This window comes from Bradyrhizobium agreste (genome assembly GCF_016031625.1).
GTDB classification, from domain to species: domain Bacteria; phylum Pseudomonadota; class Alphaproteobacteria; order Rhizobiales; family Xanthobacteraceae; genus Bradyrhizobium; species Bradyrhizobium agreste.
This window is the reverse complement of sequence record NZ_JACCHP010000003.1, coordinates 334,015-358,805: the sequence shown is the minus strand read 5'-3', so window position 1 is coordinate 358,805 and position 24,791 is coordinate 334,015. Positions and strand designations below refer to the sequence as shown.

General features: G+C 64.3%; 24 protein-coding genes. 15 read left to right on the top strand and 9 right to left on the bottom strand.

Features of this window, described 5'->3' with window-relative positions; all coding sequences use genetic code 11:
• Positions 1-127: 127 nt before the first annotated feature.
• The gene (locus HZZ13_RS06540; protein WP_197958889.1) at positions 128-1,138 is read right to left on the bottom strand and encodes a helix-turn-helix transcriptional regulator; all 1,011 of its coding nucleotides are present in this window, start codon (positions 1,136-1,138) and stop codon (positions 128-130) included.
• 199 nt (positions 1,139-1,337) lie between these two features.
• On the opposite strand from HZZ13_RS06540, the gene HZZ13_RS06535 reads away from it, so the two are divergent.
• From HZZ13_RS06535 to HZZ13_RS06520, 4 genes are all read left to right on the top strand, one after another.
• Entirely contained in the window at positions 1,338-2,852 is a 1,515-nt protein-coding gene (locus HZZ13_RS06535) for a caspase family protein (RefSeq protein ID WP_197958807.1), read from the top strand.
• Between the two features lie 126 nt (positions 2,853-2,978).
• Entirely contained in the window at positions 2,979-3,371 is a 393-nt protein-coding gene (locus HZZ13_RS06530; RefSeq protein ID WP_197958806.1) for a hypothetical protein, read from the top strand.
• A gap of 153 nt (positions 3,372-3,524) precedes the next feature.
• Positions 3,525-4,772, top strand: coding sequence for an FAD-dependent oxidoreductase (locus HZZ13_RS06525; RefSeq protein WP_197958805.1), 1,248 nt, complete (start codon positions 3,525-3,527; stop codon positions 4,770-4,772).
• Positions 4,773-4,946: 174 nt separating this feature from the next.
• A complete protein-coding gene (locus tag HZZ13_RS06520) occupies positions 4,947-5,714 on the top strand; it encodes an outer membrane protein (protein ID WP_197958804.1) in 768 nt (255 codons plus the stop codon).
• Positions 5,715-5,825: 111 nt separating this feature from the next.
• On the opposite strand, the gene HZZ13_RS06515 is transcribed toward HZZ13_RS06520, so the two are convergent.
• Together HZZ13_RS06515 and HZZ13_RS06510 are read right to left on the bottom strand one after the other, a co-directional pair.
• Positions 5,826-6,596 (bottom strand): SDR family NAD(P)-dependent oxidoreductase, encoded by a 771-nt coding sequence (locus HZZ13_RS06515; protein WP_197958803.1) that lies wholly within the window; start codon positions 6,594-6,596, stop codon positions 5,826-5,828.
• A gap of 21 nt (positions 6,597-6,617) precedes the next feature.
• A complete protein-coding gene (locus HZZ13_RS06510; protein WP_197958802.1) occupies positions 6,618-6,803 on the bottom strand; it encodes a hypothetical protein in 186 nt (61 codons plus the stop codon).
• A 142-nt stretch (positions 6,804-6,945) separates the two neighbouring features.
• Between HZZ13_RS06510 and HZZ13_RS06505 the strand changes: the two genes are divergently transcribed.
• The gene (locus HZZ13_RS06505) at positions 6,946-7,620 is read left to right on the top strand and encodes a hypothetical protein (protein ID WP_197958801.1); all 675 of its coding nucleotides are present in this window, start codon (positions 6,946-6,948) and stop codon (positions 7,618-7,620) included.
• 13 nt (positions 7,621-7,633) lie between these two features.
• On the opposite strand, the gene HZZ13_RS06500 is transcribed toward HZZ13_RS06505, so the two are convergent.
• Together HZZ13_RS06500 and parE are read right to left on the bottom strand one after the other, a co-directional pair.
• Positions 7,634-8,464, bottom strand: a complete 831-nt coding sequence (locus HZZ13_RS06500) for an outer membrane protein (RefSeq protein WP_197958800.1) — start codon at positions 8,462-8,464, stop codon at positions 7,634-7,636.
• 454 nt (positions 8,465-8,918) lie between these two features.
• Positions 8,919-10,961, bottom strand: coding sequence for a DNA topoisomerase IV subunit B (parE, locus tag HZZ13_RS06495; protein WP_197958799.1), 2,043 nt, complete (start codon positions 10,959-10,961; stop codon positions 8,919-8,921).
• Positions 10,962-11,236: 275 nt separating this feature from the next.
• On the opposite strand from parE, the gene HZZ13_RS06490 reads away from it, so the two are divergent.
• Complete coding sequence (locus HZZ13_RS06490; RefSeq protein ID WP_197952964.1) at positions 11,237-11,767, top strand: DedA family protein; 531 nt, start codon at positions 11,237-11,239, stop codon at positions 11,765-11,767.
• Between the two features lie 39 nt (positions 11,768-11,806).
• Here HZZ13_RS06490 and HZZ13_RS06485 read toward each other — a convergent pair whose 3' ends face one another.
• Positions 11,807-12,808, bottom strand: coding sequence for an MBL fold metallo-hydrolase (locus HZZ13_RS06485; protein WP_197958798.1), 1,002 nt, complete (start codon positions 12,806-12,808; stop codon positions 11,807-11,809).
• 365 nt (positions 12,809-13,173) lie between these two features.
• Between HZZ13_RS06485 and HZZ13_RS06480 the strand changes: the two genes are divergently transcribed.
• Both HZZ13_RS06480 and argC read left to right on the top strand, forming a co-directional pair.
• Positions 13,174-13,839 carry an FMN-binding negative transcriptional regulator gene (locus tag HZZ13_RS06480; protein ID WP_197958797.1) on the top strand — a complete coding sequence of 222 codons (666 nt, stop codon included), beginning with the start codon at positions 13,174-13,176 and terminating at the stop codon, positions 13,837-13,839.
• A complete protein-coding gene (gene argC, locus HZZ13_RS06475; protein ID WP_197958796.1) occupies positions 13,836-14,819 on the top strand; it encodes an N-acetyl-gamma-glutamyl-phosphate reductase in 984 nt (327 codons plus the stop codon). Before HZZ13_RS06480 ends, argC begins: the two co-directional genes overlap by 4 nt.
• A gap of 147 nt (positions 14,820-14,966) precedes the next feature.
• Here argC and HZZ13_RS06470 read toward each other — a convergent pair whose 3' ends face one another.
• Positions 14,967-15,365 (bottom strand): MAPEG family protein, encoded by a 399-nt coding sequence (locus tag HZZ13_RS06470; protein ID WP_197958795.1) that lies wholly within the window; start codon positions 15,363-15,365, stop codon positions 14,967-14,969.
• A 122-nt stretch (positions 15,366-15,487) separates the two neighbouring features.
• Entirely contained in the window at positions 15,488-17,296 is a 1,809-nt protein-coding gene (locus tag HZZ13_RS06465; protein WP_197958794.1) for a PHA/PHB synthase family protein, read from the bottom strand.
• A gap of 254 nt (positions 17,297-17,550) precedes the next feature.
• Between HZZ13_RS06465 and HZZ13_RS06460 the strand changes: the two genes are divergently transcribed.
• The 4 genes from HZZ13_RS06460 to glpX all read left to right on the top strand — a co-directional run bounded on the left by HZZ13_RS06460 (position 17,551) and on the right by glpX (position 21,711).
• On the top strand, positions 17,551-17,826 hold the full coding sequence (locus tag HZZ13_RS06460) for a hypothetical protein (protein ID WP_197958793.1): 276 nt from the start codon (positions 17,551-17,553) through the stop codon (positions 17,824-17,826).
• A 229-nt stretch (positions 17,827-18,055) separates the two neighbouring features.
• Positions 18,056-19,276: an LL-diaminopimelate aminotransferase gene (locus HZZ13_RS06455; RefSeq protein WP_197958792.1), complete on the top strand. Its 1,221-nt coding sequence runs from the start codon at positions 18,056-18,058 to the stop codon at positions 19,274-19,276.
• A 29-nt stretch (positions 19,277-19,305) separates the two neighbouring features.
• Complete coding sequence (locus tag HZZ13_RS06450) at positions 19,306-20,622, top strand: homoserine dehydrogenase (RefSeq protein ID WP_197958791.1); 1,317 nt, start codon at positions 19,306-19,308, stop codon at positions 20,620-20,622.
• A gap of 87 nt (positions 20,623-20,709) precedes the next feature.
• A complete protein-coding gene (gene glpX, locus HZZ13_RS06445; RefSeq protein WP_197952955.1) occupies positions 20,710-21,711 on the top strand; it encodes a class II fructose-bisphosphatase in 1,002 nt (333 codons plus the stop codon).
• A 64-nt stretch (positions 21,712-21,775) separates the two neighbouring features.
• Here the strand turns inward: glpX and HZZ13_RS06440 are convergent, their stop codons facing one another.
• Complete coding sequence (locus HZZ13_RS06440; RefSeq protein ID WP_246504323.1) at positions 21,776-22,798, bottom strand: hypothetical protein; 1,023 nt, start codon at positions 22,796-22,798, stop codon at positions 21,776-21,778.
• A gap of 337 nt (positions 22,799-23,135) precedes the next feature.
• Between HZZ13_RS06440 and HZZ13_RS06435 the strand changes: the two genes are divergently transcribed.
• From HZZ13_RS06435 to HZZ13_RS06425, 3 genes are read left to right on the top strand one after another with little or no spacing between them, the layout of a single operon-like run.
• The gene (locus HZZ13_RS06435) at positions 23,136-23,864 is read left to right on the top strand and encodes a haloacid dehalogenase type II (RefSeq protein WP_197958789.1); all 729 of its coding nucleotides are present in this window, start codon (positions 23,136-23,138) and stop codon (positions 23,862-23,864) included.
• Position 23,865: 1 nt separating this feature from the next.
• A complete protein-coding gene (locus HZZ13_RS06430) occupies positions 23,866-24,279 on the top strand; it encodes an ASCH domain-containing protein (protein WP_197958788.1) in 414 nt (137 codons plus the stop codon).
• Complete coding sequence (locus HZZ13_RS06425; protein ID WP_197958787.1) at positions 24,260-24,784, top strand: DUF4269 domain-containing protein; 525 nt, start codon at positions 24,260-24,262, stop codon at positions 24,782-24,784. Before HZZ13_RS06430 ends, HZZ13_RS06425 begins: the two co-directional genes overlap by 20 nt.
• Positions 24,785-24,791 lie beyond the last annotated feature (7 nt).

The following is a 24,791-nucleotide window of genomic DNA, read 5'->3' as shown; positions in this document are numbered from 1 at the left end:
CAAAGCGCAAGGCTCAGGAATCGATCTTCGATCTGAGCCGCGTCGCCCCGGAACATAGGGGGGAATTGGCCAAAGTCAATGGAGCGGGCGCGGGAAGGCTCTAAAAAACCTGAGGTTTTTGCCCAAATCATGGGCGCGGCTGGGGTTTTCCCCCGGGGGAGCTAACGCTCGTCCGAGCCCTTTGCCTGAAGTCGCCGGGGGCCATGCCATAGGCGGCATTGAACACCCGGTAATAGGTCGCCAGACTCTCGAAGCCGCACGAGGCGGCGATATCCGCGATCAGCCGCTCCGGGGCCTCGCGCAGCAGCTTCCGGCTCTGTTTCAGGCGCTCGTCGGTCACCGTCTGGGAGAAGCTTTTCTCCGCCGTCTCGAACAGCATGTGGAGGTGACGCACGGACACGCCGAGCAGGTCGGCGACCATGGCCGGCGCCAGATTGGGGTCCCGAAGCTGGCGCGCGATCAGCCGCCGGGCCTGCGAGAGGCGGGCGGTCCGCAGCGCGGCCTGTCCCCGCCGGCTGCCGGGCCGCACGATGCCGCGCTCGATCAGCGCCAGATGGGCCAAGGCTTGAACCAAGGTGGCTTGAACCAAGGTGGCTTGGACCAAGGAGGTCTGGGCGGCGGAGGGCGCATCGTCCGCAGCGATCTCGCCGAGATCGGCAAAGCATGCTGCGAGCAGGGGCGCCAGGGCCGGATCGTTGAAGATCCTGGGCGTCAGCTCGCGCAGGCGCTTGTCCTGCACCGGGATGTGCCTCACGGGGATCTTGAGGATCCGCAGGTGGAAGCCCCCGATGCCCAGCGGCGCGGTGCGGTAAGGCTGATCGGTATGGCTGGTGGCGAAGCTGCCATTCGTGCGCATGCCGCCGAACCAGCTCCCGCTGCCGAGCTGCTGATAGACGCAGATCGCCTCCCCCGGGGCGTTGGCGATGTCCGACGCGCTGCGCTCGACCGTGTAGGGCGAGGCCTTCAGCTCGACGAGGCCGGCGCCGCCCAGCTGGCGCAGCGAGAATTCGCCGAAGAAGTCCGCGCGCCGCTCGCGCGCGAGCTCGGCGGTGACGCCGAACAACCCCTTGGCGCGCACCTCGCGCCAATAGTCGAAGCGATCCTTCGGGTCGACCTCGTCCGTACACCAATGCAACACGGCGCCCTCGCTTCCGGCGAAATTGTTCAGAAGGAAGCAGATTCCAGCGGAATCGGCCATAGCCGGATCGTCCAATCGGAGCCCCGGGTCCTTGAACCGTGGTCAGGTCTGGGCCGACTATCACACAGCGGCAGGGGGTCCCAGGAACTGCCGTTCGAAGATCGGCGGCAGGGCCGGTTCTGCAACGGGATATTTTGCAATGACGCGTCGGCTTTTCAGAATTCTGGCGGCCCTTGGCCTCGCAGCAAGCCTGAGCGGTTTCGCAGCGCCCGCCTGGGCAGAGAAGCGCGTCGCGCTCGTCGTCGGCAACAACGAATACAAGAACGTGCCGAAGCTGCTCAAGGCGGTCAATGACGCCCGCACCATGGGCGACACCTTGAGCCAGCTCGGCTTCTCGGTGATGGTCGCGGAAAACCAGAACCGGCAGCAATTCTCCGAGACGCTGCTCGCCTTCGACAAGGCGATCGAGCCCGGCGACACCGCGTTCTTCTTCTACGCCGGCCACGGCTTCGAGATCGCCGGCCAGAACTATCTGCTGCCGACCGACGTGCCGGCGGCGACCGAAGGTCAGGAAGAATTGGTGCGCGACGCCTCGATCCTGGCCGACCGCATCGTCGAGCGGCTGCAGAACAAGAAGGCGCGAACCTCGATCCTGGTGTTCGACGCCTGCCGCAACAATCCGTTCGAGCGCAAGGGCATCCGCGCGGTTGCCGGCGGCGGCGGGCTCGCGCCGATGACGCAGCTGCCGGAGGGCGTGTTCTCGGTGTTCTCCGCCGGTCCCCGCCAGACCGCGCTCGATCGCCTCTCCAATGACGACGCCAATCCAAACTCGGTGTTCACGCGCACTTTCGCCAAGGAGCTGCTCAAGCCCGGCGAGAATCTGGTGCAGGTGGCGCAGCGCACCCGCCGTGCCGTCAGCGAGATGGCCGAGAGCGTGAAGCACAGGCAGGTGCCGGTCTATTTCGACCAGATGGTCGACGATGTCTTCCTCAGCGGCCTCGCCAAAGACGCCGTCGCGCGTTCGGACGATCCGCCGCCAACGAAGCTTGCGGCGCTGCCGCCGGTGTCGGTGCCGAAGATGCCCAAGGAGGAGACCCTCAACGCGCCGATCGCGAGCTTCTCGCGGCACAATGGCGGATGGAGCGTGACCTTCTCCTTCGCCGATCCGACGCTCGGCATTTCCTGGCGCATGGCAGGCCAGGGCGATTTCCGCGAGACCGGCTTCATCGATACGCTCGATCCGCGCACGCGCAAGCGGATGCCGAACCCGTCGATCGAGCTGCCGCCGGATGCGCAGGCCGGGACCATCGAGGTCCGTTACGTCGATCAGTCCGGCGACATGCAGGGCCCGTTCCCGATCAGGTTCGATCCCGAGGCTGCGCTGATCCGCGACCAGCGCAAGATCCTCGATATGACCTCGACGAGCTGGCTGTCGTTCCGCGAGTTCAACGGGCTGCTCGTCTACTACACCCACCTCGTCTCCTACCGCTGCGCTATCCGCGAGGTGCGCATCGGCATCGACACCGCCGTGCCCAACCAGGTGCTGAAGATGCCGCCTTGCGACATGCGCGACCCCAGCGCAGTCACCGCCGGCATGCCGCTCTACATGAAGCTCGCGCCGAGCACGAAATCCGTCTCGGTGGAGCTGACCTATCGCGACGGCAGCGTGTCGGAGATCAAGAGCTTCAGGAGCGCGAACCGGAGCAATAATTGACCGTCTGTTTGGCCGCCGGGGAGGAAACGCAAGTCGCAAAGGCCCTGAAGCAAGCGAACGTCGATTCTGGCGCAAGGAACAACTCATTGGTCGCTTGGATTGTCTGCCAAACCAGGGAGACGATCCATGATCCGCAAATCCATTCTCGTGATGATCGCTTGTGCTGCAGTCTCGACGACCGCTCTTGCTCAAGGCGGAGGTGGCGGCGGCGGTGCGGGCGGTGCCAGTGGCGCCGGCGCGGGATCTGCGGCAAGCTCAGGTGCCGGAACGGGCACGTCCCCCAGCAGCGCCAATTCGGGACCATCGGCTCCCTCCGGAATGGGAACCCACGGCACCACCACCGGAGCGAACGTCAACACCAACACCAGCCTGAACAATCCGAACGTTCAGCCACCGACCCCGAACGGTAGGACGCCTGCTGCCGCCCAAGCTGAGCGAAACTCGGGCGTCGGTCATGCGCCCAATGGCTTGCCGATCGGCAGTCCAGGGACCGGGACCAGCAACGAAGACCAGAAATAGTCATCCGGCTTCAGGCAAAGGCCCGCGCTCTGCGGGCCTTTGTATGCTGCGAACGGGCCGCGCGGGCTATCGCTGCAAATTGAGACCGCCTTCGGCGTGAACCGCGCTAGTATCGTCAAGCATTTCTTGATCGATAGCTAGATCGCGGCGGCAATGACATCCGATCAACAAGCGAAGCGGACGAAGAAAGTCCGTTGCTGTATCGTCGGCGGGGGGCCTGCCGGCATGATGCTCGGTTACCTCCTGGGGAGGGCCGGCATCGAGGTCGTGGTGCTGGAGAAGCACGCGGATTTCTTCCGCGACTTCCGCGGCGACACCGTGCATCCGTCGACGCTTCAGGTGATGGATGAACTCGGCCTGATCGACGGCTTCCTGAAGCTGCCGCACCAGCGCCTGCAGAAGATGGATGGTCTGTTTGGCGGCACGCCGGTGCGCATTGCCGATCTCAGCCGGCTCCATACCAAATACCCCTTCATCGCCTTCATGCCGCAATGGGACTTCTTGAATTTTTTGCGCGAGGCCGGCCGGCGCTTTGCTTCGCTCGAGGTCATGATGAGCACGGAAGCGATCGATCTGATCCGCCGCGGCGAGACGATCGCCGGCGTGCGGGCGAAGACGCCTGACGGCATCATCGACATCGAAGCCGATCTCACCGTCGCCTGCGATGGTCGGCATTCGACGGTGCGCGAGCGCGCCGGGCTTAGCGTCGAGGAGATCGGCGCGCCGATGGACGTGCTGTGGTTCCGCGCCGGCCGCCGACCCGACGAGACCGAGCGCGTGCTCGCGCGGGTCGAGCCCGGCAAGATGATGATCACCTTCGACCGCGGCGATTATTGGCAGTGCGCCTATGTCATCGCCAAGGGACAGTACGAGGCGGTGAAGGCGAGGGGACTATCGGCGTTGCTCGACGACGTCGTGCGCATGGCGCCGATCCTCCGCTCCGGCATCACTGATGTGAAGAGCTTCGACGACGTCAAGCTGCTCACCGTCGCGATCAACCGTCTGACGCGCTGGACGCAGCCGGGCCTGTTGTGCATCGGTGATGCCGCGCATGCGATGTCGCCTGTCGGTGGCGTCGGCGTCAATCTCGCCGTGCAGGACGCGGTTGCGACCGCGAACCTCCTGGCGGACAAGCTGCAGCATGGCTGCCCGTCCGAGCACGAGCTTGATGCCGTCAGGCGCCGTCGCGAGTTCCCGGTGAAGATGACGCAAGCAATGCAGGTGGTCGTGCAGAACAACATCATCAGCGGCGCCTTGCAAGGCGGCGATCGGCCGCTGAAGGTACCGCTGATCGTGCGGCTCATCACCGCGCTGCCATGGCTGCAGGGCATTCCGGCGCGCCTGCTTGCGCTCGGCGTGCGGCCCGAGCACGTGCATTCGCGCGCCGCACCGCAATCGTAGGACTTCGGTAGGGATAACGCCGTGTGAATTTGCGCGCGATGCGTTGCACGCTTGCAACATCGCCACCGGATTCACGGCGCGATGCGTGCCCAACCGCCACATTAACCGTGTTGATTTCAATTTTAGTAAGAGCCGTCTGTGACCGTGCGCCCATCCAAGGACACGGGGTGTACCATGCGTAATAAATTGATTGCCGCCTTCGCCTGCACGACCGCTCTGGTTTCGACGGGTGCGGCCTCCGCCGCCGATCTCGGTGCGCGCTACACGAAGGCGCCCGCTTATGTCGAACCGCTGTTCAACTGGACCGGCTTCTATGTCGGCGGCCACATCGGTGGCGCATGGACCAACCAGCAGTTCATCAATAACGGCACGGGCGCGGCGTTCGGCGATCTTTCGCCGGGCGAGGGCTTCCGTCAGCGCAATTCGGGCGTGATGGGTGGTGCCCAGATCGGCTACAACTGGCAGGCCAACAACTACGTGTTCGGCGTGGAGGGCACGATCTCCGGCCTCGACAACAAGGGCACCGTCGTAAACAACGTGTTTGGCGTCGCGGACGACGTGTTCTCCTGGCGTACCAACGTGCTCGCGACCGTCGTCGGCCGCGCCGGCTTCGCGGTGCAGAACAACCTCTTCTACATCAAGGGCGGCTATGCCGGCGCGAACAACCGCCTCTCGGTCACCGATACCGTCGGTGTGGCGACGGGCTCGGGCGGACAAACCCATTGGGCCAACGGCTGGACCGTCGGCGCCGGCTGGGAATACGGCGTCACCCGCAACTGGATCGTCGGCCTCGAATACAATTATGCGGCCTTCGTCAGCCAGACCTATCAGCTCGGCGGGACCTCCGGAAACTACACCTTCGATGCCAAGCCGCGCGACATTCAGTGGGCCGTGGTGCGCGCGAGCTACAAGTTCGACGCACCCACCATCGCCCGCTACTGAGCACGTCGACGCAACGCGACCAACGATCAAGAAAAGCACTGCCTCAATTCAAAAGCCCCGGCCTTTGTCCGGGGCTTCTTTTCGGGTTGTTGAAGCGCTGGCAGGCCGGCCTCAGGCCATCACCGAGAATCCGCCGTCGACCGGGATCGCCGTGCCCGTGACGAAATTCGACGCGGGCGAGGCGAGGAAAACGGCGATGCCGGCGAAGTCGTCGATGTCGCCCCAACGGCCCGCGGGCGTGCGCGCCAGCACGCGCTCGTGCAGCCCCGAAACCTGCTGCCGCGCGCCGCGGGTGAGATCGGTGTCGATCCAGCCCGGCAGGATGGCGTTGACCTGTATGTTGTCGGGCGCCCAGGCATTGGCGCAGGCGCGGGTATACTGCACGATGCCGCCCTTGCTGGCCGCATAGGCGGTCGCGAAGCTCGCCCCGAAGATCGACATCATCGAGCCGATGTTGATCACCTTACCGTTGCCGGACGCCTTCAGCGCCGGATAGGCCAGCTTCGAGCACACGAAGGCGCTGGTGAGGTTGGTGTCGATCACCTTGTTCCACTCGTCGAGCTCGAGCTCGTGCGGCGGCTTGCGGATGCTCATGCCGGCATTGTTGACGAGGACGTCGATGCGGCCGAGCTCCTTGACGACACGGTCGATCATTGCTGCGACCGCCGCCTTGTCGGTCACGTCGGTGGCGACGGCGATCGCCTTCACGCCGCGCTGCCTGAGATCGGCCACGGCGGCGGCGGACTTGGTCTCGTTGCGTCCGACCACGGCAATATCGGCGCCGGCATCGGCGAGGCCGCGCGCCATGCCGAGCCCGATGCCGCCATTGCCTCCCGTGACGATCGCGACCTTGCCGCGGAGATCAAACCGGCTGGATGTCATTCTGGTATTCCCTGGTTTCTTCTATCGGTTGCTCTGCCAGATCAGCACCAGCCCGAAGCCTGCCATGGCCGCGCCATAGCCGGCCCATTGCAGCTGGTTGACCATGAAGCTCGATCGCGGCCACGGAACTTTGCCCGTGCCCTGTCCGATCCAGAGCAGCCCGAGAGCGGTTGCAAACAGGCCTGCGACAAGCAGAAATCTGCGCATGCATTCCCTCCCATCGGTCCGCTTCTGTCGCGCTCTACGGCAATCAACGATTTGCCGCAGCCACGAAAACTTGGCGTCAGACTAGCCGTAGCTCTGGTGCGGATACAATGGGCCGTGGCCGCAAGGGGAGCGAGGAGGACGCATGTCGATGCGCAAGATCATCCTGGGGGTGGTGGCTGCGGCCGCACTCGCCGTCGCCTACGCCGCGATCCCACGTCAGGCGGATCTGCGCGCCTTCGATCCGGCCGAGATGGCGCGTTTGGAGGCCGCGATGTGGCGCGACTATTACGACAAGCGCTATGCCGCGCTGTTCCTCCATCTCTATCACTCGATCCGGGCTCAGTTCGGATTTTCGCCGCTGCAGAGCCTGCGCGTCGCCCTCAGCGCGGCCGAGGCCGCGAAGACGTTCCAGCCGACGCGGTCGCGCGGGGAGGCGGCTGCGGCGCTGCCGCCGCTCACGACCTATTACCGGAACCTTGCGTCGGCCGCTCCCCTTGCATTCGACGTGGAGCAGGCCGCCCGGCTCGAGCTCGATTGGTGGCAGGCGCGACGTGAGGCGGTCGCCCCGCGCGATCATGGCCTGACCATCGCGCGCGTTGCGGCGCTGACCTATGGCAGGGCAGATGACGATTCCGGCATCCGGCGGTTCGGGGTTGACCGGGCCGTTTCGCGATGCACGGGGCGAGGCGATCACCGATGCGGATTGGGCCGCGATCGAGGCGCGGCTCGCCGGGGCCTATGGACCGCTCAAGGCGAGTGTCGGACGGTAGATCTCAATACGAAAAAGCCCCGGCGATGCCGGGGCTTTGACGTTTGATCGTGAGATCAGATCAGTACTTCGCGACGACCGGACCGCTCCAGTTGAAGCGGTAGACCAGCGAGGTCGAGATGGTCTGCACCCAGGGCTTGAAGGTGACAGCGGTACCAAGCGGCCCAGTGACACCGCAGCCGGCGACGGTACAGGTCTCAGGCAGGCTGATCCGGTCATAGAAGGCAGAACGATATTCGGTCTTCATAAACCAACCGGGCGCGCTGATGCCGAAGATGTTGAGGTTGTTTTCGACACCACCGCCGACGAACCAGCCGTCACGCCGGAAGGAAGGCGTGGTCAGGAACGTCGGGCTTCCACCAGCCGCCAGTGAGGAGAGGCTGGCGCCAGACCATTCCGACCCGGAATAACCAGCGTTCACGTACGATAGAACGTTGGGGGCAACCAAATAACCGACCCGGGCGCCAGCGGCGTAGCTTGTCCGGAGCTTCTCGCGTCCTTCAACGCCATTTAAGGAGTCGCTGAGGGAGCCGCGAATGTCACCAAATTGACCATCGGCGAAGACGCCCACAACCCAGCTCGGGGTGGCTTGCCAATCATAGCCAACACCGACCGTGCCGAACCAGCCGCTACCACCCAAACGCTGATCGCGGGTCAGCGCGGTGCCCGCAGCACCGAAGGTGCCGAACGGGCCAACAACACCAGTGCTCTGAACGTTGCTATCGGCGTTCCAGAGCCCGCCGCCGCCGCCGCCAAACACATAGAAGCCGGTCCAGTTGGCAACCGGAGCGGCCACCGGAGCCTTGGCGTAGGGGCGAGCCGCGAGATCGGCGGCCGAAGCCGAACCGGTCATTGCCGCGATCGCGGTCAGAGCGAGTACAATCTTTTTCATATCCAAGTCCCCAACCTGTGCAGCGCGAGCGCCGTTCCATTCCAATCTGATGCCCGAACTATAGACGGTTCTCGCCCAAATGCTGTTGCCCGACGGACACAACTGACGGAAAAGGGTCCGCAGTTGTACGGAGGACACACCGGACGTCGGGTGCACCTTAGTTGAAATAATTTATAAGATAATCAATGGCTTGCTGCGCAATCGGTGAAACCATCGAACACGGCTGCGGGGGACTTCGCTTCCGAGTTCGCCTTTCTGCCCGCAAACCGCCCCGAGGCTTCAGCCTCGAGAATCGCCGTTTGCCGGACAAAGGAATCAGCAAGAAGGAATCACCGTTTAGCGGGAGCCGTGTCCCAAGAACTCATGCCGCGCTGCCCGCCGGAGCTTCCAAGAGCAGGTCTGAGCCGAGTTGGCGGCGCAATCTTGCGAGCGTGTAGCGCTCTCTGTGCTAGCCTCAGACGTCCAGCAGCTCGTCGCTTGCAAACTCGGCCTTATCAGAGATGAAGGCAAAGCGTGCCTCGGCCTTGGTGCCCATCAGCCGTTCGACCGAATCCGCCGTGGTGTCGCGGTCGTCGGCCAGCAGCACCACCTTGAGCAGGGTCCGCTTGGCCGGGTCCATGGTGGTCTCCTTGAGCTGCGCCGGCATCATCTCGCCGAGACCTTTGAAGCGGTTCACCTCGACCTTGGCGTTGGCGTTGAACGCGCTCTTGAGCAGCGCCTCCTTGTGGGCGTCGTCGCGGGCATAGACCGACTTGGAGCCGTGGGTCAGCTTGTAGAGCGGCGGCACCGCGAGGAAGAGGTGGCCCTCGTCGATCAGCCGCGGCATCTGGCGGTAGAAGAAGGTGATCAGGAGCGAGGCGATGTGGGCGCCGTCGACGTCGGCGTCGGTCATGATGATGATGCGCTGGTAGCGCAGATCCTCCTCGCGATATTGCGCGAGCGTGCCGCAGCCGATCGCCTGCACGAGGTCGGAGAGCTGCGCATTGGCCGTCAGCTTGTCCTTGCCGGCGGAAGCGACGTTGAGGATCTTGCCGCGCAGCGGCAGCACGGCCTGGGTCTTGCGGTCGCGCGCCTGCTTGGCGCTGCCGCCGGCCGAGTCACCCTCGACGATGAACAGCTCCGAGCCCTCGGTGCCGGCATCGGTGCAGTCGGCCAGCTTGCCGGGCAGGCGCAGCTTCTTGCCGGCCGTTTTGCGCGCGGTCTCCTTCTCTTGCCGCCGCCGCAGCCGCTCCTCGGCGCGGTCGATCACGAAGTCGAGCAGCCGGTTGGCCATGTTCGGATTGCCCGACAGCCAATGGTCGAACGGGTCCTTCATCGCCTGCTCGACGATGCGCTGCGCTTCGGCGGTGGCGAGGCGATCCTTGGTCTGGCCCTGGAATTCGGGCTCGCGCACGAACACTGAAAGCATGACGGCGGCGCCCACCATCACGTCTTCCGAGGTGACGGAGGCGGCGCGCTTGCCCTGGCCGACGCGCTCGGCGTGATCCTTCAGGCCGCGCAGCAGCGCGCTGCGCAGGCCGGATTCGTGGGTGCCGCCGTCGGGCGTCGGCACGGTGTTGGTGTAGGAGGAGAGGAAGCCGTCGGCATCCGCGGTCCAGGCCACCGCCCATTCGCAGGCGCCGTGCGCGCCGTTGCGCCCCGACTTGCCGGAGAAGATGTCCGGATGCACCAGCGTGTCGGCGTGGATCGCGGCAGCAAGATAGTCCTTGAGGCCGCCCGGGAAGTGGAACGTCGCTTCCGCCGGCACGTCCTCGATGCCCTTGAGCAGTTCGGGCGCGCAGTTCCAGCGGATCTCGACGCCGCCAAACAGGTAGGCCTTCGAGCGCGTCATCTTGAACAGGCGCTGCGGCTTGAACGCGGCCTTCTGCCCGAAGATGTCGGTGTCGGGCTTGAAGCGCACCCGCGTGCCGCGGCGATTGTTGACCTTGCCGAGGTCCTCGAGCTTGCCCTTGGGATGGCCGCGCTCGAAGGTCATGCGGTACAGCTTCTGGCTGCGCGCGACCTCGACCTCGAGACGCGAGGAGAGGGCGTTCACCACCGAGATGCCGACGCCGTGCAGACCGCCCGAGGTCTCATAAACCTTGCTGTCGAACTTGCCGCCCGAATGCAGCGTGCACATGATGACTTCGAGCGCCGACTTCTTCGGGAATTTCGGATGCGGATCGATCGGGATGCCGCGGCCGTTGTCGGTGACGGTCAGGAAACCGTCCGCACTCAGCTCGACTCCGATGAAGGTCGCGTGCCCGGCCAGCGCCTCGTCCATCGAATTGTCGATGACCTCGGCGAACAGATGATGCAGCGCCTTCTCGTCGGTGCCGCCGATATACATGCCAGGCCGGCGCCGCACCGGTTCCAGCCCTTCGAGCACCTCGATGTCGGCCGCCGTGTAATCGGCTTCCCCGCCACTGCGCGGCGCCGCCTTGGCGGCGGCGCGGGGCTTCGGCTCGTCACCGCCGAAGAAATCGTCTTTTGCTTTTGGCTTCAACTGCTTGGACATATATCTTGATGCGTTTTGAGGGCCGCGGAAGCGGCGAATCGGTTAGGCCGACTATGCCACTTCTGACTCGGAAAGGTTACCGTAGGGCGGGCCGGGCGCCGTGGGTTGGGAGCCAATCCCGGCGATTTTACGCCGCAGCCTCGCCATTTCCCGGCAATTTGACGTGCGGGCCTTGGTGATGGTCGGGTTTTGTGACTTGATGTCACACAAGTCCTTGGCTTACCAGTCCTTTTCATCGAGCAGCACCTTGAGACGGGGCGGGAAGGCTATTTTGGATGGAGCAGTTTGCGCACGCCCTTGCTGATTTCGTGCGCGTTCACCAGGCTTGGGCGGCGCCAATCGTGTTCCTGCTGGCCTTCGGAGAGTCGCTAGCCTTCATCTCGCTGCTGGTCCCGGCCTGGGGCGCGCTGGTGGCGATCGGCGCGCTGATCGGGGTCAGCGGCATCAACTTCGTTCCGGTCTGGATCGCCGGCGGCCTCGGCGCGGCGCTGGGCGACTGGGTCTCCTACTGGTTCGGCTACCGCTACAAGGAGCAGGTTGCCCAGATGTGGCCGCTGTCGCGCTATCCGGAACTCTTGCCCAGAGGCGAGGCTTTCGTGCGCAGCTGGGGCATCCCCAGCATCTTCATTGGCCGCTTCTTCGGCCCCTTGCGCGCCTCGGTGCCGCTCGCGGCCGGCATCTTCGAGATGCCCTATTGGAGCTTCCAGGCCGCCAATTTCGTCTCGGCGCTGATCTGGTCAGCCGTGCTCCTGCTGTTCGGCGACGTGCTCGCCAAGATCATGGAATGGATCTGGCGGGTGATCTGACCGGGCAACCGGTCCGCCCGGTCAGGTCTCAGGCAAAGCCTACAGCGATGCATTCCAGATCGCGGGGATCCAGCGATAACCGGAGCCGTCCTTTTCCTTCTCGACCCGGACGAGGCCCGGGAAGGCGGCGTGGAAGGCCTGGATCGGCATCTTCTCGGCAATCGCCATGTCGTAGAGCTTGCGGCGCGTCTGCTGGGCCAGCGGCTTGTCGACGTCGGAGGCGATGTTCCATTCGGGATGCTTCACGAACAGGAACGCTGCGCCCGCGGTGATATCCACCTGCACCAGCACCTTCTCGGCGCCTGAGGCGACGACGAAGGAATTGTGGCCCGGCGTGTGGCCGGGGCTCGCCACCGAGGTGATGCCGGGCGCGACTTCCTTGCCGGCCTCATATTGCGTGACCTTGCGGCCAAGGGCATCGAACACGCGGCGGATGTTCTTGAAATTGCCCTCGAGGATCGGATTGCCCATCCCCTTGCTCATCTCGCCGTCGTCCATCCAGAACTTCCATTCCACCGCCGGCACCATGATCTCGGCATTGGGGAAGGCGGGCTTGTTCTCGGCCGCCAGCAGGCCGTTGATGTGGTCGCCATGGAAGTGGGAAATGATCACGGTGTCGACCGCCGCGCGATCGATGCCGGCGGCGGCGAGATTGTTCTGGAATTGGCCGACCTTGCCCTTCGTCTGCGTGAACTGGTCGGGACCGAGACCGGTATCGATGACGACGAGCTTCGGTCCTGTGTTGACCACGACCGGGTTGAAGGTGTGGGTGACCTTGTCGGCCGGCAAGTCGTACTCGGCGAACACTTTGTTTATGTCGTCCTTGCTGGCGCCGGCGGCGTAATTGTCGGTCAGATTGACGGTCGCAACGCCATCGCAGACCACCGTGACCTGATGGGTCCCGACGTTGTAGCGATAGAAGCTCGCATTCTGTTTCTCGGCCAGGGGCGCGGCGGCGCTCGCGGGCGAGGTCTTGACGAAAGGCAGGAGCGCCGAGGCGGCGGCGCCGGCTAGCGTTGCGCGACGGGTAATCTCGGTCATGGCGATGTCCTGAAGCTGGTTATGAAAGGCTTGGACCGGCGCGGTTGTGACGCGTCGGTCTTTCTCCGGAACCCCCCTTGCTAATGGAAATTCCACGGCGGCCCGATGACATCTGTGCGCATGGTGCCGTCCCACCGAACCGATTTGCTCTTGACCATGGAACCCGCTGGCCTTATAGCCGCGCGCCATGATCAACGCCGCGACCATCCTGTTCGCCCGTCGCCGCCGCCGCAGCTTAGCGGTTTGGGCGGTCGATCGCGTTTGAGATCATCGTCTTTGCCGCTGGATCCGATCCGCGGCATTCTCTCTCCTGTCAGCGCGATCTGATCCGGCGGCCCCCCGAGGAGGCCTAGCAGGAGACCACGATGTACACGCCACCCTTTTTCAAGCAGGACCGCGCCGCGAGCCTGAAATTCGCCGAGGAGCGCGGCTTCGGCATGATGTGCGCCTTCGACGGCAAGCGGCCGATCGCATCGCCGTTGCCGTTCTATTTGACCTATGCGGCTGACGGCACGCCGCACGCCGCGTTTCATCTCGCCCGTCACAATCCGCTGCTAAAGCTTGCCGGTGGTGAGGCGTCGTGGCTGCTCGCGGTCAACGGTCCCGATGCCTATGTATCGCCGGACTGGTACGTCTCGCCGGATCAGGTTCCGACCTGGCTCTACCAGTCGGTGCATCTGAGCGGGCCGGTGCGGCTGCTGTCGGATGAGGAGCTGTCGGTGCAGGTCGACACGCTCAGCGCCAAATTCGAGAGTCGGCTGTTGCCGAAGAAGCCCTGGACCTCGGGTAAGATGACGGCGGGCCGGCTCGAGGCGATGAAGAAGGGGATTGTGGGTCTGGTCATGGCGGTTGAAGAGGTCGAAGGCAGCTTCAAGCTGAACCAGCACAAGTCCGACGCCGATTATGCGGCGATCGCTGGTGCGCTCAGTGCCGGCGATGCCGACGCCCGGCAGATTTCAGAACTGATGCGGCAGGCCAAGCCGCAAGCTTTCGCAGACGACACGAACATGCTCGAAGGGAGCGCGCCATGACCCTCGCTGACACCACCAAAGCTCCGGCCACCAGCGCGGCCAAGAAGCTGGCCACCGTCTTCGTCGACGGCGGTTCCGGCACCACTGGCCTCGGCATCAATGAGCGGCTGAAGCACCAGAACGACGTCGTCGTGAAGACGCTTCCGGACGACAAGCGCAAGGACCCCGCCGCCAAGAAGGCGCTGATGGAGGAGGTGGATCTCGTCATCCTCTGCCTGCCCGACGATGCCGCCAAGGAAACCGTTGCCCTGGTCGACAGCATGGGGGCTCACGCGCCGAAGGTGCTGGACGCCTCGACCGCCTACCGGGTCGCGCCGGACTGGGCCTACGGCTTTCCGGAGCTGACGCCAGAGCAGGCCGGCAAGATCAAGGCGGCGAAGAAGGTCTCCAATCCCGGCTGCTATCCGACCGGGGCGATCGCGCTGCTGCGGCCGATCGTCGATGCCGGCCTGCTGGCGCCTGATTATCCCGTCACCGTCAACGCGGTGAGCGGCTATTCCGGCGGTGGCAAGTCGATGATCGCAAGCTTCGAGGATGGCAGCGCGCCGTCGTTCGAGCTCTACGGCCTCGGCTTCGAGCACAAGCATCTGCCGGAGATGCAGCTCTATTCGAACCTGACGCGGCGGCCGATCTTCATTCCCTCGGTCGGCAATTATCGGCAGGGCATGCTGGTCTCGGTGCCGCTCCAGCTCGACACGCTGCCGGGCAAGCCTGGCGGCGCCGACCTGCAGGCGGCCATGGCAAAGCGTTACGCCGGTTCGAAATACGTCAGGGTGATGCCGCTGCAGAACGAGGCGAGCAAGGGCGGGCGGCTCGAGCCGGAGGCGCTCAACGAGACCAACATGCTCGAGCTCTACGTCTTCGCCAGCGACAAATATCACCAGGCGCTCCTGGTCGCCCGGCTCGACAATCTCGGCAAGGGAGCATCCGGCGCAGCCGTGCAGAACATGCGGCTGATGCTGGGCCTGCCGGAAGAATAGGGCTAACTCCGGTGCCCCGGACGCAGCGCAGCACCTGTTCGGTGATGCGCTGCAGAGCCGGGGCCCATCTTTGCTTCGCTTGTGGCGTTCTGGATCCCGGCTCTACGGCACGTCACTGACGTGCCGCGCCTTGTCCGGGACACGAGACTAAACCAATCCGAAGATCGCCAGCGCCAGCACGGCCTGGGCGAGGAAGCCGACGGTGAAGGCGAGGGTGCGGAACACCGGGATTCCGAGCGAGTAGACGATGGTGTGTGCGACGCGCGACCAGAAATAGACGGCGCAGGCGAGCACCGTCCATTTCGTGGAATAGTCGATCGCGTTCAGGATCAGCACCAGCGGCGCGAAGATGACGAGGTTCTCGACCGCGTTGTCATGCGCGAACATCAGCCGGTTCGCCCATTCCGCCTGCGGCTTGTCGCCGCGCGAGGGGTTGGCCATGGCCCCGCTCAACCCGCGAACCTGGCAGCGATTGATGATGTAGGGAACCCAGAGAACTCCCGTCAGGATCACCGTCAGTGTCAGCCAGAACAATTCGCGTGTCATAGTGCCGGTCCCCTGTGTCGTCGCTGGATTGAGGCTCGAGCATGATCCGGAAAAGTGTGTAGCGGTTTTCCGAAAAAGATCATGCTCAAACAATTAATCTATACGAAACGCGCCGGATTCCGCTACGCGCGAACTTTGACGTAGCTGCCGGGCGCGTCCTCGATCGGCGGGAATGCGTCGCTGCCGACCGCCCGCGCCGGGACTTCCTCGGGGTCGAGCTCGCCCAGCCACTGCCGCCAGTCCGGCCACCACGAGCCCTTGTGCTCCACGGCGCCCTTCATCCACTGCGCGACGCTGACGTCCTTGATGTTGTCGTTGGTCCAATACTGGTACTTGTTCGCGGCAGGCGGATTGACCACGCCCGCGATGTGGCCCGAGCCGGACAGCACGTATTTCACGGGGCCGCCGAAGAACTGCGAGCCATAGAGCACCGATTCAGCGGGCGCGATGTGGTCCTCGCGGGTGGCGAGATTGTAGACCGGCACCTTCACCTTGGAGAGATCGAGCAGGGTGTTGTCGAGCGCCATCGTGCCGGTGGAGAGCCGGTTCTCCAGGTAGCAATTGCGCAGGTAATAGGAATGGTTGGCCTGCGTCATCCGTGTCGCATCGGAGTTCCAGTGCAACAGGTCGAACGCGCTCGGCTGCTGGCCCTTCAGATAATTGCTGACCACGTAGGACCAGATCAGGTCGTTGGAGCGCAGCATGTTGAAGGCCATGGCCATCTTCGAGCCTTCGAGCACGCCGACCGTTTTCATATCCTGCTCGAGCGCCGCGATCTGCTCCTCGTCGACGAACACGAGGAGATCGCCGGCATGGGTGAAGTCGACCTGGGCCGCGAAGAACGTCGCGGACGACACGCGCTGGCGGCGCTTCTCGGCGAGCCAGGCCAGCGTGGTCGCGAGCATCGTGCCGCCGACGCAATAGCCGGCGGTGTGCACCTTCATCTCGCCGGTGATCTTCTCGATCACGTCCATCGCCGTGAGCGGGCCTTCCTTCATGTAGTCTTCCCAGCCCTTGTTGCCGAGCCGTTTGTCCGGATTGACCCATGAGATCACGAAGACCGTGATGCCCTGGTCGACGCACCACTTGATGTAGGATTTCTCCGGCTTGAGATCGAGGATGTAGAACTTGTTGATCCAGGGCGGCACGATCAGGAGCGGGGTCCGCAACACCTTCTCCGTCGTCGGCGAATACTGGATCAGCTGCATCATCTCGTTCTGGTAGATCACCTTGCCCGGCGTCGTCGCCATGTTGACGCCGACGACGAGATTGTCCGGGTTGGACTGGCGGATCTTCAGCATGCCCTTGCCCGCGGCGATGTCCTCGGCCAGCATCTGCAGACCGCGCGCAAGGTTCTCGCCGCTGGATGCCACCGTCTCGCGCAGCACCTCGGGGTTGGTCAGCACGAAATTCGATGGCGAGAGCGCGTTGGTGACCTGCTGGACGTAGAACTCGGCCTTGCGGCGCGTGTGCGGATCGAGGCCTTCGGCGTCGCGCACCAGCTCCTGCGCCCATTTGGTCGTGAGCAGATAGAGCTGCATGACGAAGTCGAAGAACTGGTTCGACTTCCATTCCGGATCGGCAAAGCGCTTGTCGCGCGGCGAGGGGGCGATCGCGGGCTCGGCGTCCTGACCGGCCATGCGGCGCACCGTCGAGCCCCACAGGTCGAGATAATCCTTGGCGAGCTTGGTCTGGAGATCGGACGAGCGGGACGAGTCCGACAGCCAATATTCGGCGACCGATGTGAACGTCTTGACGACCTCGGCAAGCTCGGCCGGCGGGCGATCCTGCACCTCGCCGCTCTCGCGCGGCTTGAGGTAGGCGGCGAGCGCCTTGCCGCCGCTCTCCATCGCCCGTGCGACGTTCATCGCGAAGGCTTCGGCATCGAACTTCGTCTCGGGTTTCGGCGTATCGGTGGTGGCCATACTCATGCGCAGAACAGTAGCGATTCATTCCGTATTCGTCACCGCGAAGCTCGCATGTTTGACGTTAAACGCTCTCCAAGATGTGTTGCACTGCGACAAATTTTCTTGGTTCCGTCACAATCGGGCCGCACGGCTCGGTTTGTTGGATGTCGGCTGTTTTCTCGCTCGCGCCATTGTGGGCAGCAATGGTTTGAGCTTGGGCATGGTCTTGGGTAAGCTTGTCCGGGGCCGTGCATTGGGACGAGTAGGGGATTTCCCAAGTGTTGGCGTTATGGGACCTGCAAAAGACGCTGCCCATCTGCGGCGTGGTGCTGATTGCGGCGCTCACCCTGGGCGGGTGTTCGAGCCAGATCGCGGATCTGGCGCCGGCGGATGCGCCGCCGCGTGCCAGGGAGCCCGGGACCTATCTGCCGGTGCACGATCTGCCGCCGGATCGCGATCAGGCGATCATCCCGCTGGAGCAGCGCGCCAAGATCGAGGCCGAGCTCGCCGCCGCGCGCGATCGCCAGGCCGCTGCCGCCAAGGACGCCAAATAGGCCGGTGACCCGCGAGACCGGCAAGGTAATCGCTGGCGCCTCCGCTTTGCCGTGCTAAAAGACCTCGGTTCAGCCAAGAGTCAGGGCGAACGACTTCAATCTTCGTCGCCGACGATTGCTCTAAGTATTTGATTTTGAGTAATTTTCGTGATGATGCCCGACTGCATTCGGAATGGGCCTTGCGGCCTGTCGATTCTGTCCTGACCGGTTGCCCGGAGCCCAGAGAGCCATGGAAGAATTTTACCGCATTCGCCGCCTTCCGCCTTACGTGTTCGAGCAGGTCAACCGGGCCAAGGCGGCTGCGCGCAATGCCGGTGCCGACATCATCGACCTCGGCATGGGCAATCCGGACCTGCCGGCGCCGCCTCATGTGCTGGAGAAGCTGAAGGAGACGCTCGGCAAGCCGCGCACCGACCGCTACTCGGCCTCGCGCGGCATCCCCGGGCTGCGCCGGGCCCAGGCCGCCTATTACGCCCGCCGCTTCGGTGTGAAGCTGAACCCCGACACCCAGGTCGTGGCGACGCTGGGCTCGAAGGAAGGTTTTGCCAACGTGGCGCAGGCGATCACCGCGCCGGGCGACGTCATCCTCTGTCCGAACCCGAGCTATCCCATTCACGCCTTCGGCTTCTTGATGGCCGGCGGCGTCATCCGCTCAGTGCCGTCGGAGCCGACGCCGCAATTCTTCGAGGCGGCGGAGCGGGCGATCGTGCATTCGATCCCCAAGCCGATCGCGCTCGTCGTCTGCTATCCCTCGAATCCGACCGCCTATGTCGCGAACCTGGATTTCTACAAGGACCTCGTCGCCTTCGCCAAGAAGCACGAGATCCTGATCCTGTCCGATCTCGCTTACGCCGAGGTCTATTTCGACGAGAGCAACCCGCCGCCCTCGGTGCTGCAGGTGCCGGGCGCGATGGACTGCACCGTCGAGTTCACCTCGATGTCTAAGACCTATTCGATGGCCGGCTGGCGCATGGGTTTTGCGGTCGGCAATGAGCGCGTGATCGCCGCGCTCGCCCGCGTCAAATCCTACCTCGATTACGGCGCGTTCACGCCGGTGCAGGTCGCGGCGACCGCGGCGCTGAACGGCCCTGACGATTGCATCAAGGAGATGCGCGACACCTACCGCAAGCGCCGCGATGCGCTGGTGGAATCGTTCGGCCGGGCGGGATGGGACATCCCGCCGCCGGAAGCCTCGATGTTCGCCTGGGTGCCGCTGCCGGAGGCGTTCCGCAGCGTCGGCAGCATGCAGTTCGCCACGCTGTTGGTGGAGAAATCCGGCGTCGCGGTCTCGCCCGGCGTCGGCTTCGGCGAGCATGGTGAAGGATATGTCCGCATCGCCATGGTGGAAAACGAGCAACGGATCAGGCAGGCCGCGCGCGGCGTGCGCCGCTTCCTTGAAAGCGGGATCGAAACGTTGCACAACGTCGTTCCGCTCGCCAATCGGCGTTGAGTTCTCTTCGGCAGGTTTTCTAAGACATCATGGTTGCACCCCTGAAAGTGGGCATAGCGGGGCTCGGCACCGTGGGCGCCGAAGTTGTCCGTTTGATCGAGACGCAGGCGCGCGTGCTCGCGGGCCGCAGCGGCCGCGGCATCCGTGTCGTTGCCGTCACCGCGCGCTCGAAATCGAAGAAGCGCGGCATCGATTTGCGCGGCGTCGAATGGGCGAAGGATCCGATGGCGCTCGCCACGCATCCGGAGGTCGATTGCTTCGTCGAGCTGATGGGCGGCGCCGGCGATCCCGCGCTGTCGGCGGTGGACGCCGCGCTCGGCGCCGGCAAGTCGGTCGTCACAGCCAACAAGGCGCTGCTCGCCAAGCACGGCCTCAAGCTCGCCAAGGCGGCCGAAAAGCACGGCGGAGCGCTGAATTTCGAGGCAGCGGTCGGAGCCGCGATCCCCGTCATCAAGACGTTACGTGAAGGTCTTGCGGGAACCGGCATCAACCGAGTCTACGGGATCCTCAACGGCACCTGCAATTACATCCTGACCCGGATGGAGCAGGAGGGCCTGTCCTTCACCGAATGCCTCAAGGACGCGCAGCGGCTCGGCTATGCCGAGGCCGATCCGTCCTTTGACGTCGACGGCCACGACACCGCGCAAAAGCTCGCCATTCTCGCCAGCCTCGCTTTCGGCACGAAAGTTGCTCAAAGTGCCGTGTATGTCGAAGGCATCTCATCCATCGCGCCGGAAGATCTTCGCGCCGCGGCCGATCTCGGTTACCGCGTCAAGCTGCTCGGTGTTGCCGTTCGCACCGCCAAGGGCATCGAGCAGCGCGTGCATCCGACCATGGTGCCGAAATCCTCCTCGATCGCGCAGGTGATGGGTGTCACCAATGCAGTCACGATCGATGGCGAGGGCATTCCGCCGATCACGCTGGTCGGCCCCGGCGCAGGCGGTGCGGCGACCGCATCTGCCGTCGTTGCCGACATCGCCGACGTCGCGCGCGGCATCCGCGCCAACCCGTTCGGCCGGCCGATCGGGCAGCTTCGCGACACCAAGAAGGCGCCGATGGAGCGCCACGAGGGCGGCTATTACATTCGCCTGCTCGCGCGCGATTTCCCCGGCACGGCGGCTGCGATCGCAACGCGGCTTGCCGAGCAGAAGATTTCGATCGAGTCGATCGTGCAGCGTCATCCCAATGGCGGCGCTGCGCCCGCTGACGGCAAGGCGGTCCCCGTGCCCGTCATCCTGATCACCTATGCCACGCACGAGGATGCCGTGCGCCGTGCGCTCGCCGCCGTACAGAAGGACAAGGTGATCAGCGGACGGCCACAGGTGATCAGGATCGAGAAGAACTGAGGCGGTCGTTCGTTCGAACGAACACCGGGCGTTGTGAGTTGATGCGGACGGAGATGTCCGTCCCAAACGTTTCGAAGGAGTAAGCCGATGTCGACCCATATTGAAGTCCCCCCGCACGCCTTGCTCGAGCGCATCCTCACGCTGGAGATCGTGCGGGTGACGGAGCGGGCGGCGGTGTCGTCGGCGCGGTTGCGCGGCCACGGCAACGAGAAGGCGGCCGACCAGGCCGCCGTCGACGCCATGCGGCGCGAGCTCAACAAGCTGCCGATCCAGGGCACCATCGTGATCGGCGAGGGCGAGCGCGACGAGGCCCCGATGCTCTATATCGGCGAGCAGGTCGGCCTCAAGGCGGGTCCCGAAGTCGATATCGCGGTCGACCCGCTCGAAGGCACCACGCTGTGCGCCAAGAACATGCCGGGCTCGATCGCCACCATGGCGATGGCCGACGGCGGCACGCTGCTGCACGCCCCCGACGTCTACATGCAGAAGCTCGCGATCGGCCCCGGCTACGACAAGGGCGTCGTCGATCTCGATGCCTCGCCGGCCGACAATGTCCGCCGCCTCGCCAAGGCCAAGGGCGTCAAGCCTGATGGCATCACGGTCCTCGTGCTCGATCGTCCGCGCCACGCCGACATCATCGCCAGCGTGCGCTCGACCGGTGCGGCCGTGCGCCTGATCACCGATGGCGACGTCGCCGGCGTGATCCACTGCGCCGATCCCGACAATACCGGTGTCGACATGTACCTTGGCACCGGCGGTGCACCGGAAGGCGTGCTCGCCGCGGTGGCACTGCGCTGCATCGGCGGCCAGATGCAGTGCCGCCTCATCCTCGATTCCGAGGAGAAGCGCGAGCGCGCCGCCAAGATGGGCGTCAACGATCCCAAGATGATCTACGGCATCGAGGACATGGCGCGCGGCGACTGCCTGTTCGCCGCCACCGGCGTCACCACGGGCTCGCTGCTCTCGGGCGTCAAATTCCGCAAGGACGGCGTGATCGAGACCGAGACGGTGGTGATGCGCTCGGTCACCGGTACCGTGCGCTACATCAAGGCCGAGCATCGCGAGCTGGCGAAGTTCCATCTGGATTGAGGCCGCGGTCATCCGCGCGCGATTGCTCGGCGCTCTGGTCGCGGGCGGATCTGTCGTCTGCCCGCTATGGGCTGCGGTACGGTGCCGGGGCGAACATGTGCACGTCGCGCAACGTCAGAGCGAGCATGACTGCCTCCTGGAGCTGCCCGACTTCATCGGCCCACGGCTGAAGAACGGACTTCGCGGCTGCCGTGTCTCCGCGCGCGAGCGCGCTGCGCGCGTTCATGTCGGCCTCGGCATAGGTATCAGTTGCGACCATACGAGACAGCGCCTTTGCGAGGCCTTCATCGAAGCTCTCCAGGCGCACTTCGGACAGGTAGTGATCAGGCTTTAGCCCGATTTTGTTTTTTGGATGTGCCGGATCGAAAAGCCCGACCTTTGCCAGCATAATCAGCAGAGGATGATTTCTGGCGATGGAAGGGGGAATGATCGGATAGGTTCTGATTCTTCCCGATCTATCATCAAGAGATGAGAAGGAAATGACCGGCCCCATGTTGAAGCGCGACTTGCGATGGAGCACAGCAACGCGGTGATCGATCTCGGAGTCCGCTTCGAACACCTCGCCGTTCTTGAAGCCCGCGTCGGGGCCGGCTGCGATGAGAAATGCTGAGACTTGGGCAACGCGGGCGGTGACGGTGCGTTCATCAAGCCCATCCACCTCAAACTCGATCTCTCGTCCCGTGAACTCCGACAATCCGTCCGTAAAAGCTCCCAAGGTCTTGCCGGAGCGGAAGGGGACGATGTCCATCCATAATCCGAACGGCTGATCTGGATACGGCTCGAACGCGCGGCTCGACTGCTCGAGCCACATCTCGGGCGAACGGCCGACCTTTCCGCACCAGATGACGGCGACGACACCAGGCATCGCCGCGAGCACTGCGCCTACAAGGGCGGTCGTGAGCGGCGTACGCTCGGCAAATCCTAGCGCTTTCGTTTCAGCATTGCTTTTGGCCGAGTCCATCGCCGCGACGACGAGGTGCGCGCGATGGCGTCCGGCGGCGTCGAAAGCTTCCGGCCATAGCCACGAGGCTCGCTCCCAAAGTCGCTGATCAAAAGGCAGCGGCTCCGGTATCAGGAAGATCGTCATGACGTGATCTCCGATGCGGATGAACATCGGGCGCGTCGCCCTGTCGCTTGGTGCGACGGTGCTGCGACTGCACCGCAAGTCGGGATGACGAACGCGTATTGACTGGATTAAAGCTTCCTCGTCCGGGAGACGGGCATCTTCGAGCATTATGAAAGCGATAGGGATACTTGTCATGGAAGATGCGATTGCACGCGATGGGCAGGCTGATTACATCGCTCGCGCTGGGCGAGCCTGATGCGGCGGGCAACCGCTATTGTTGCATGCAACGGATCGTGCTTTAAAGCCCTCAATCTCGGCCGGAGCTAGCCGGGCCGAGACATAATCAGCGGAGCGAAGCATGACCACACCATCCGATCTCTCCGCCGTCAAAGCCCTGGTCTTCGATGTGTTCGGCACGGTCGTCGATTGGCGCACCAGCCTGATCACCGACTTCATGTGGTGGGGCAAGCAGCGCGGCATCAGCGCGGACTGGACCGCGCTCGTCGACGGCTGGCGCGGCCTGTACGTCGCGTCCATGGATGACGTGCGCAAACATCCCGAGCGCGGCTATGTCATGCTGGACGACCTGCATCGCCGCTCGCTGGAGCAACTCGTCGAGAAATTCGCGATCAAGGGCCTTGCCGAGGCCGATCTCGATTACCTCACCAAGGGTTGGCATCGGCTGCATCCCTGGCCCGACAGCGTCGCCGGCCTGATGCGGCTGAAATCGAAGTTCGTGATCTCGCCGCTCTCGAACGGCAACGTCGCGCTGCTCACCAACATGGCGAAGTTCGCCGGCCTGCCGTGGGATCTCATCATGTCGGCCGAGCTGTTCGAGCATTACAAGCCCGATCCGGAAACCTATCTCGGCGCAGCAAAGCTGCTCTGCCTCGAGCCGGGCGAGGTGATGATGGTCGCCGCCCACAATGGCGATCTCGCGGCTGCCCAGAAAAACGGATTGAAGACCGCCTTCGTGGCGCGGCCGACCGAGTATGGCCCGCTCCAGAAGGTCGATTTCGAAGCGACCGGCAACTGGGACATCGTCGCGAAGGATTTCGGCGGCATCGCCGACAAGCTCGGCTGCTAGGATGGGCAAGCAGATCCCCGAACGCTATCGAGATCTGCGAACCTTCGCGTTCGGCGACAGCCCTGCGCTGGCGGACGAATTGGTCGAGCTCGTTATCAAGGGCATCAAGACCGCAACCTGCAGCACCGAGGACGAGCCGAACACGTCCACGCCCGGTGAGCGCTGGGTCGTGCTCGACGGGCGCGGAGAGCCGTGCTGCGTTATCGAATCCGTCGAGGTGACATACCGGCGCTTCAACGAAGTCGACGCAGCCTTTGCACATGACGAGGGAGAGGGGGACCGGAGCCTGGCCTATTGGCGCCGTGCCCATCAAAACTATTTCGGCAGGCTCGGGCGCTACAGCGACGACATGATGCTGATGTGCGAGCGTTTTCGTCTCGTCGAGGTCTTCGGCGATGCCGAGGCGGATCGATAGCTACGAAGCCGCGATTGGCAGTTCGGGACTGCTCGATGAGCTGCGGGAGTTCGATCCCCGTGTGGTCGGGACGCTGCCCTTGGGGCTCTCGATGCCGACAAGCGATATCGATGTCGTCTGCCACGTCCCGGACGCGGCAGTTTTCGCCGAAATGGTCTGGCGACGGTACCGCTCCTGCGATGGGTTTGCGCTCTACCAATGGTGCTCCAGCCGACGGCCGGTGGTCGCCCGCTTCGAATGGGGCGGCTGGCCGTTCGAGCTGTTCGGCGATCCGAGGCCGGTCGATCAGCAGGAAGGCTGGCTGCACTTCGAGATCGAGCGGAGATTGCTCGCGCTCGACGACGGGCGCCTGCGCAAAGCGGTGGCCGGACACAGGGCGCGCGGGATGAAGACCGAACCTGCGTTTGCCGCGGTGCTCGGCATTGCCGGGGATCCGTATTCCGGATTGCTTGCATTGGGCCGTGAGAGCGACGCTCGCCTGCGGGCCCGCCTGGAGTGCCTGTAAGGTTCGC

Excerpts from the sequence above, each read along its gene's own strand:
- HZZ13_RS06535 (WP_197958807.1), top strand. The coding sequence starts at position 1,338 with ATGACGCGTCGGCTTTTCAGAATTCTGGCGGCCCTTGGCCTCGCAGCA.
- HZZ13_RS06530 (WP_197958806.1), top strand. The coding sequence starts at position 2,979 with ATGATCCGCAAATCCATTCTCGTGATGATCGCTTGTGCTGCAGTCTCG.
- HZZ13_RS06525 (WP_197958805.1), top strand. The coding sequence starts at position 3,525 with ATGACATCCGATCAACAAGCGAAGCGGACGAAGAAAGTCCGTTGCTGT.
- HZZ13_RS06520 (WP_197958804.1), top strand. The coding sequence starts at position 4,947 with ATGCGTAATAAATTGATTGCCGCCTTCGCCTGCACGACCGCTCTGGTT.
- HZZ13_RS06515 (WP_197958803.1), bottom strand. The coding sequence starts at position 6,596 with ATGACATCCAGCCGGTTTGATCTCCGCGGCAAGGTCGCGATCGTCACG.
- HZZ13_RS06510 (WP_197958802.1), bottom strand. The coding sequence starts at position 6,803 with ATGCGCAGATTTCTGCTTGTCGCAGGCCTGTTTGCAACCGCTCTCGGG.
- HZZ13_RS06505 (WP_197958801.1), top strand. The coding sequence starts at position 6,946 with ATGTCGATGCGCAAGATCATCCTGGGGGTGGTGGCTGCGGCCGCACTC.
- HZZ13_RS06500 (WP_197958800.1), bottom strand. The coding sequence starts at position 8,464 with ATGAAAAAGATTGTACTCGCTCTGACCGCGATCGCGGCAATGACCGGT.
- parE (WP_197958799.1), bottom strand. The coding sequence starts at position 10,961 with ATGTCCAAGCAGTTGAAGCCAAAAGCAAAAGACGATTTCTTCGGCGGT.
- HZZ13_RS06490 (WP_197952964.1), top strand. The coding sequence starts at position 11,237 with ATGGAGCAGTTTGCGCACGCCCTTGCTGATTTCGTGCGCGTTCACCAG.
- HZZ13_RS06485 (WP_197958798.1), bottom strand. The coding sequence starts at position 12,808 with ATGACCGAGATTACCCGTCGCGCAACGCTAGCCGGCGCCGCCGCCTCG.
- HZZ13_RS06480 (WP_197958797.1), top strand. The coding sequence starts at position 13,174 with ATGTACACGCCACCCTTTTTCAAGCAGGACCGCGCCGCGAGCCTGAAA.
- argC (WP_197958796.1), top strand. The coding sequence starts at position 13,836 with ATGACCCTCGCTGACACCACCAAAGCTCCGGCCACCAGCGCGGCCAAG.
- HZZ13_RS06470 (WP_197958795.1), bottom strand. The coding sequence starts at position 15,365 with ATGACACGCGAATTGTTCTGGCTGACACTGACGGTGATCCTGACGGGA.
- HZZ13_RS06465 (WP_197958794.1), bottom strand. The coding sequence starts at position 17,296 with ATGAGTATGGCCACCACCGATACGCCGAAACCCGAGACGAAGTTCGAT.
- HZZ13_RS06455 (WP_197958792.1), top strand. The coding sequence starts at position 18,056 with ATGGAAGAATTTTACCGCATTCGCCGCCTTCCGCCTTACGTGTTCGAG.
- HZZ13_RS06450 (WP_197958791.1), top strand. The coding sequence starts at position 19,306 with ATGGTTGCACCCCTGAAAGTGGGCATAGCGGGGCTCGGCACCGTGGGC.
- glpX (WP_197952955.1), top strand. The coding sequence starts at position 20,710 with ATGTCGACCCATATTGAAGTCCCCCCGCACGCCTTGCTCGAGCGCATC.
- HZZ13_RS06440 (WP_246504323.1), bottom strand. The coding sequence starts at position 22,798 with ATGACGATCTTCCTGATACCGGAGCCGCTGCCTTTTGATCAGCGACTT.
- HZZ13_RS06435 (WP_197958789.1), top strand. The coding sequence starts at position 23,136 with ATGACCACACCATCCGATCTCTCCGCCGTCAAAGCCCTGGTCTTCGAT.
- HZZ13_RS06430 (WP_197958788.1), top strand. The coding sequence starts at position 23,866 with ATGGGCAAGCAGATCCCCGAACGCTATCGAGATCTGCGAACCTTCGCG.
- HZZ13_RS06425 (WP_197958787.1), top strand. The coding sequence starts at position 24,260 with ATGCCGAGGCGGATCGATAGCTACGAAGCCGCGATTGGCAGTTCGGGA.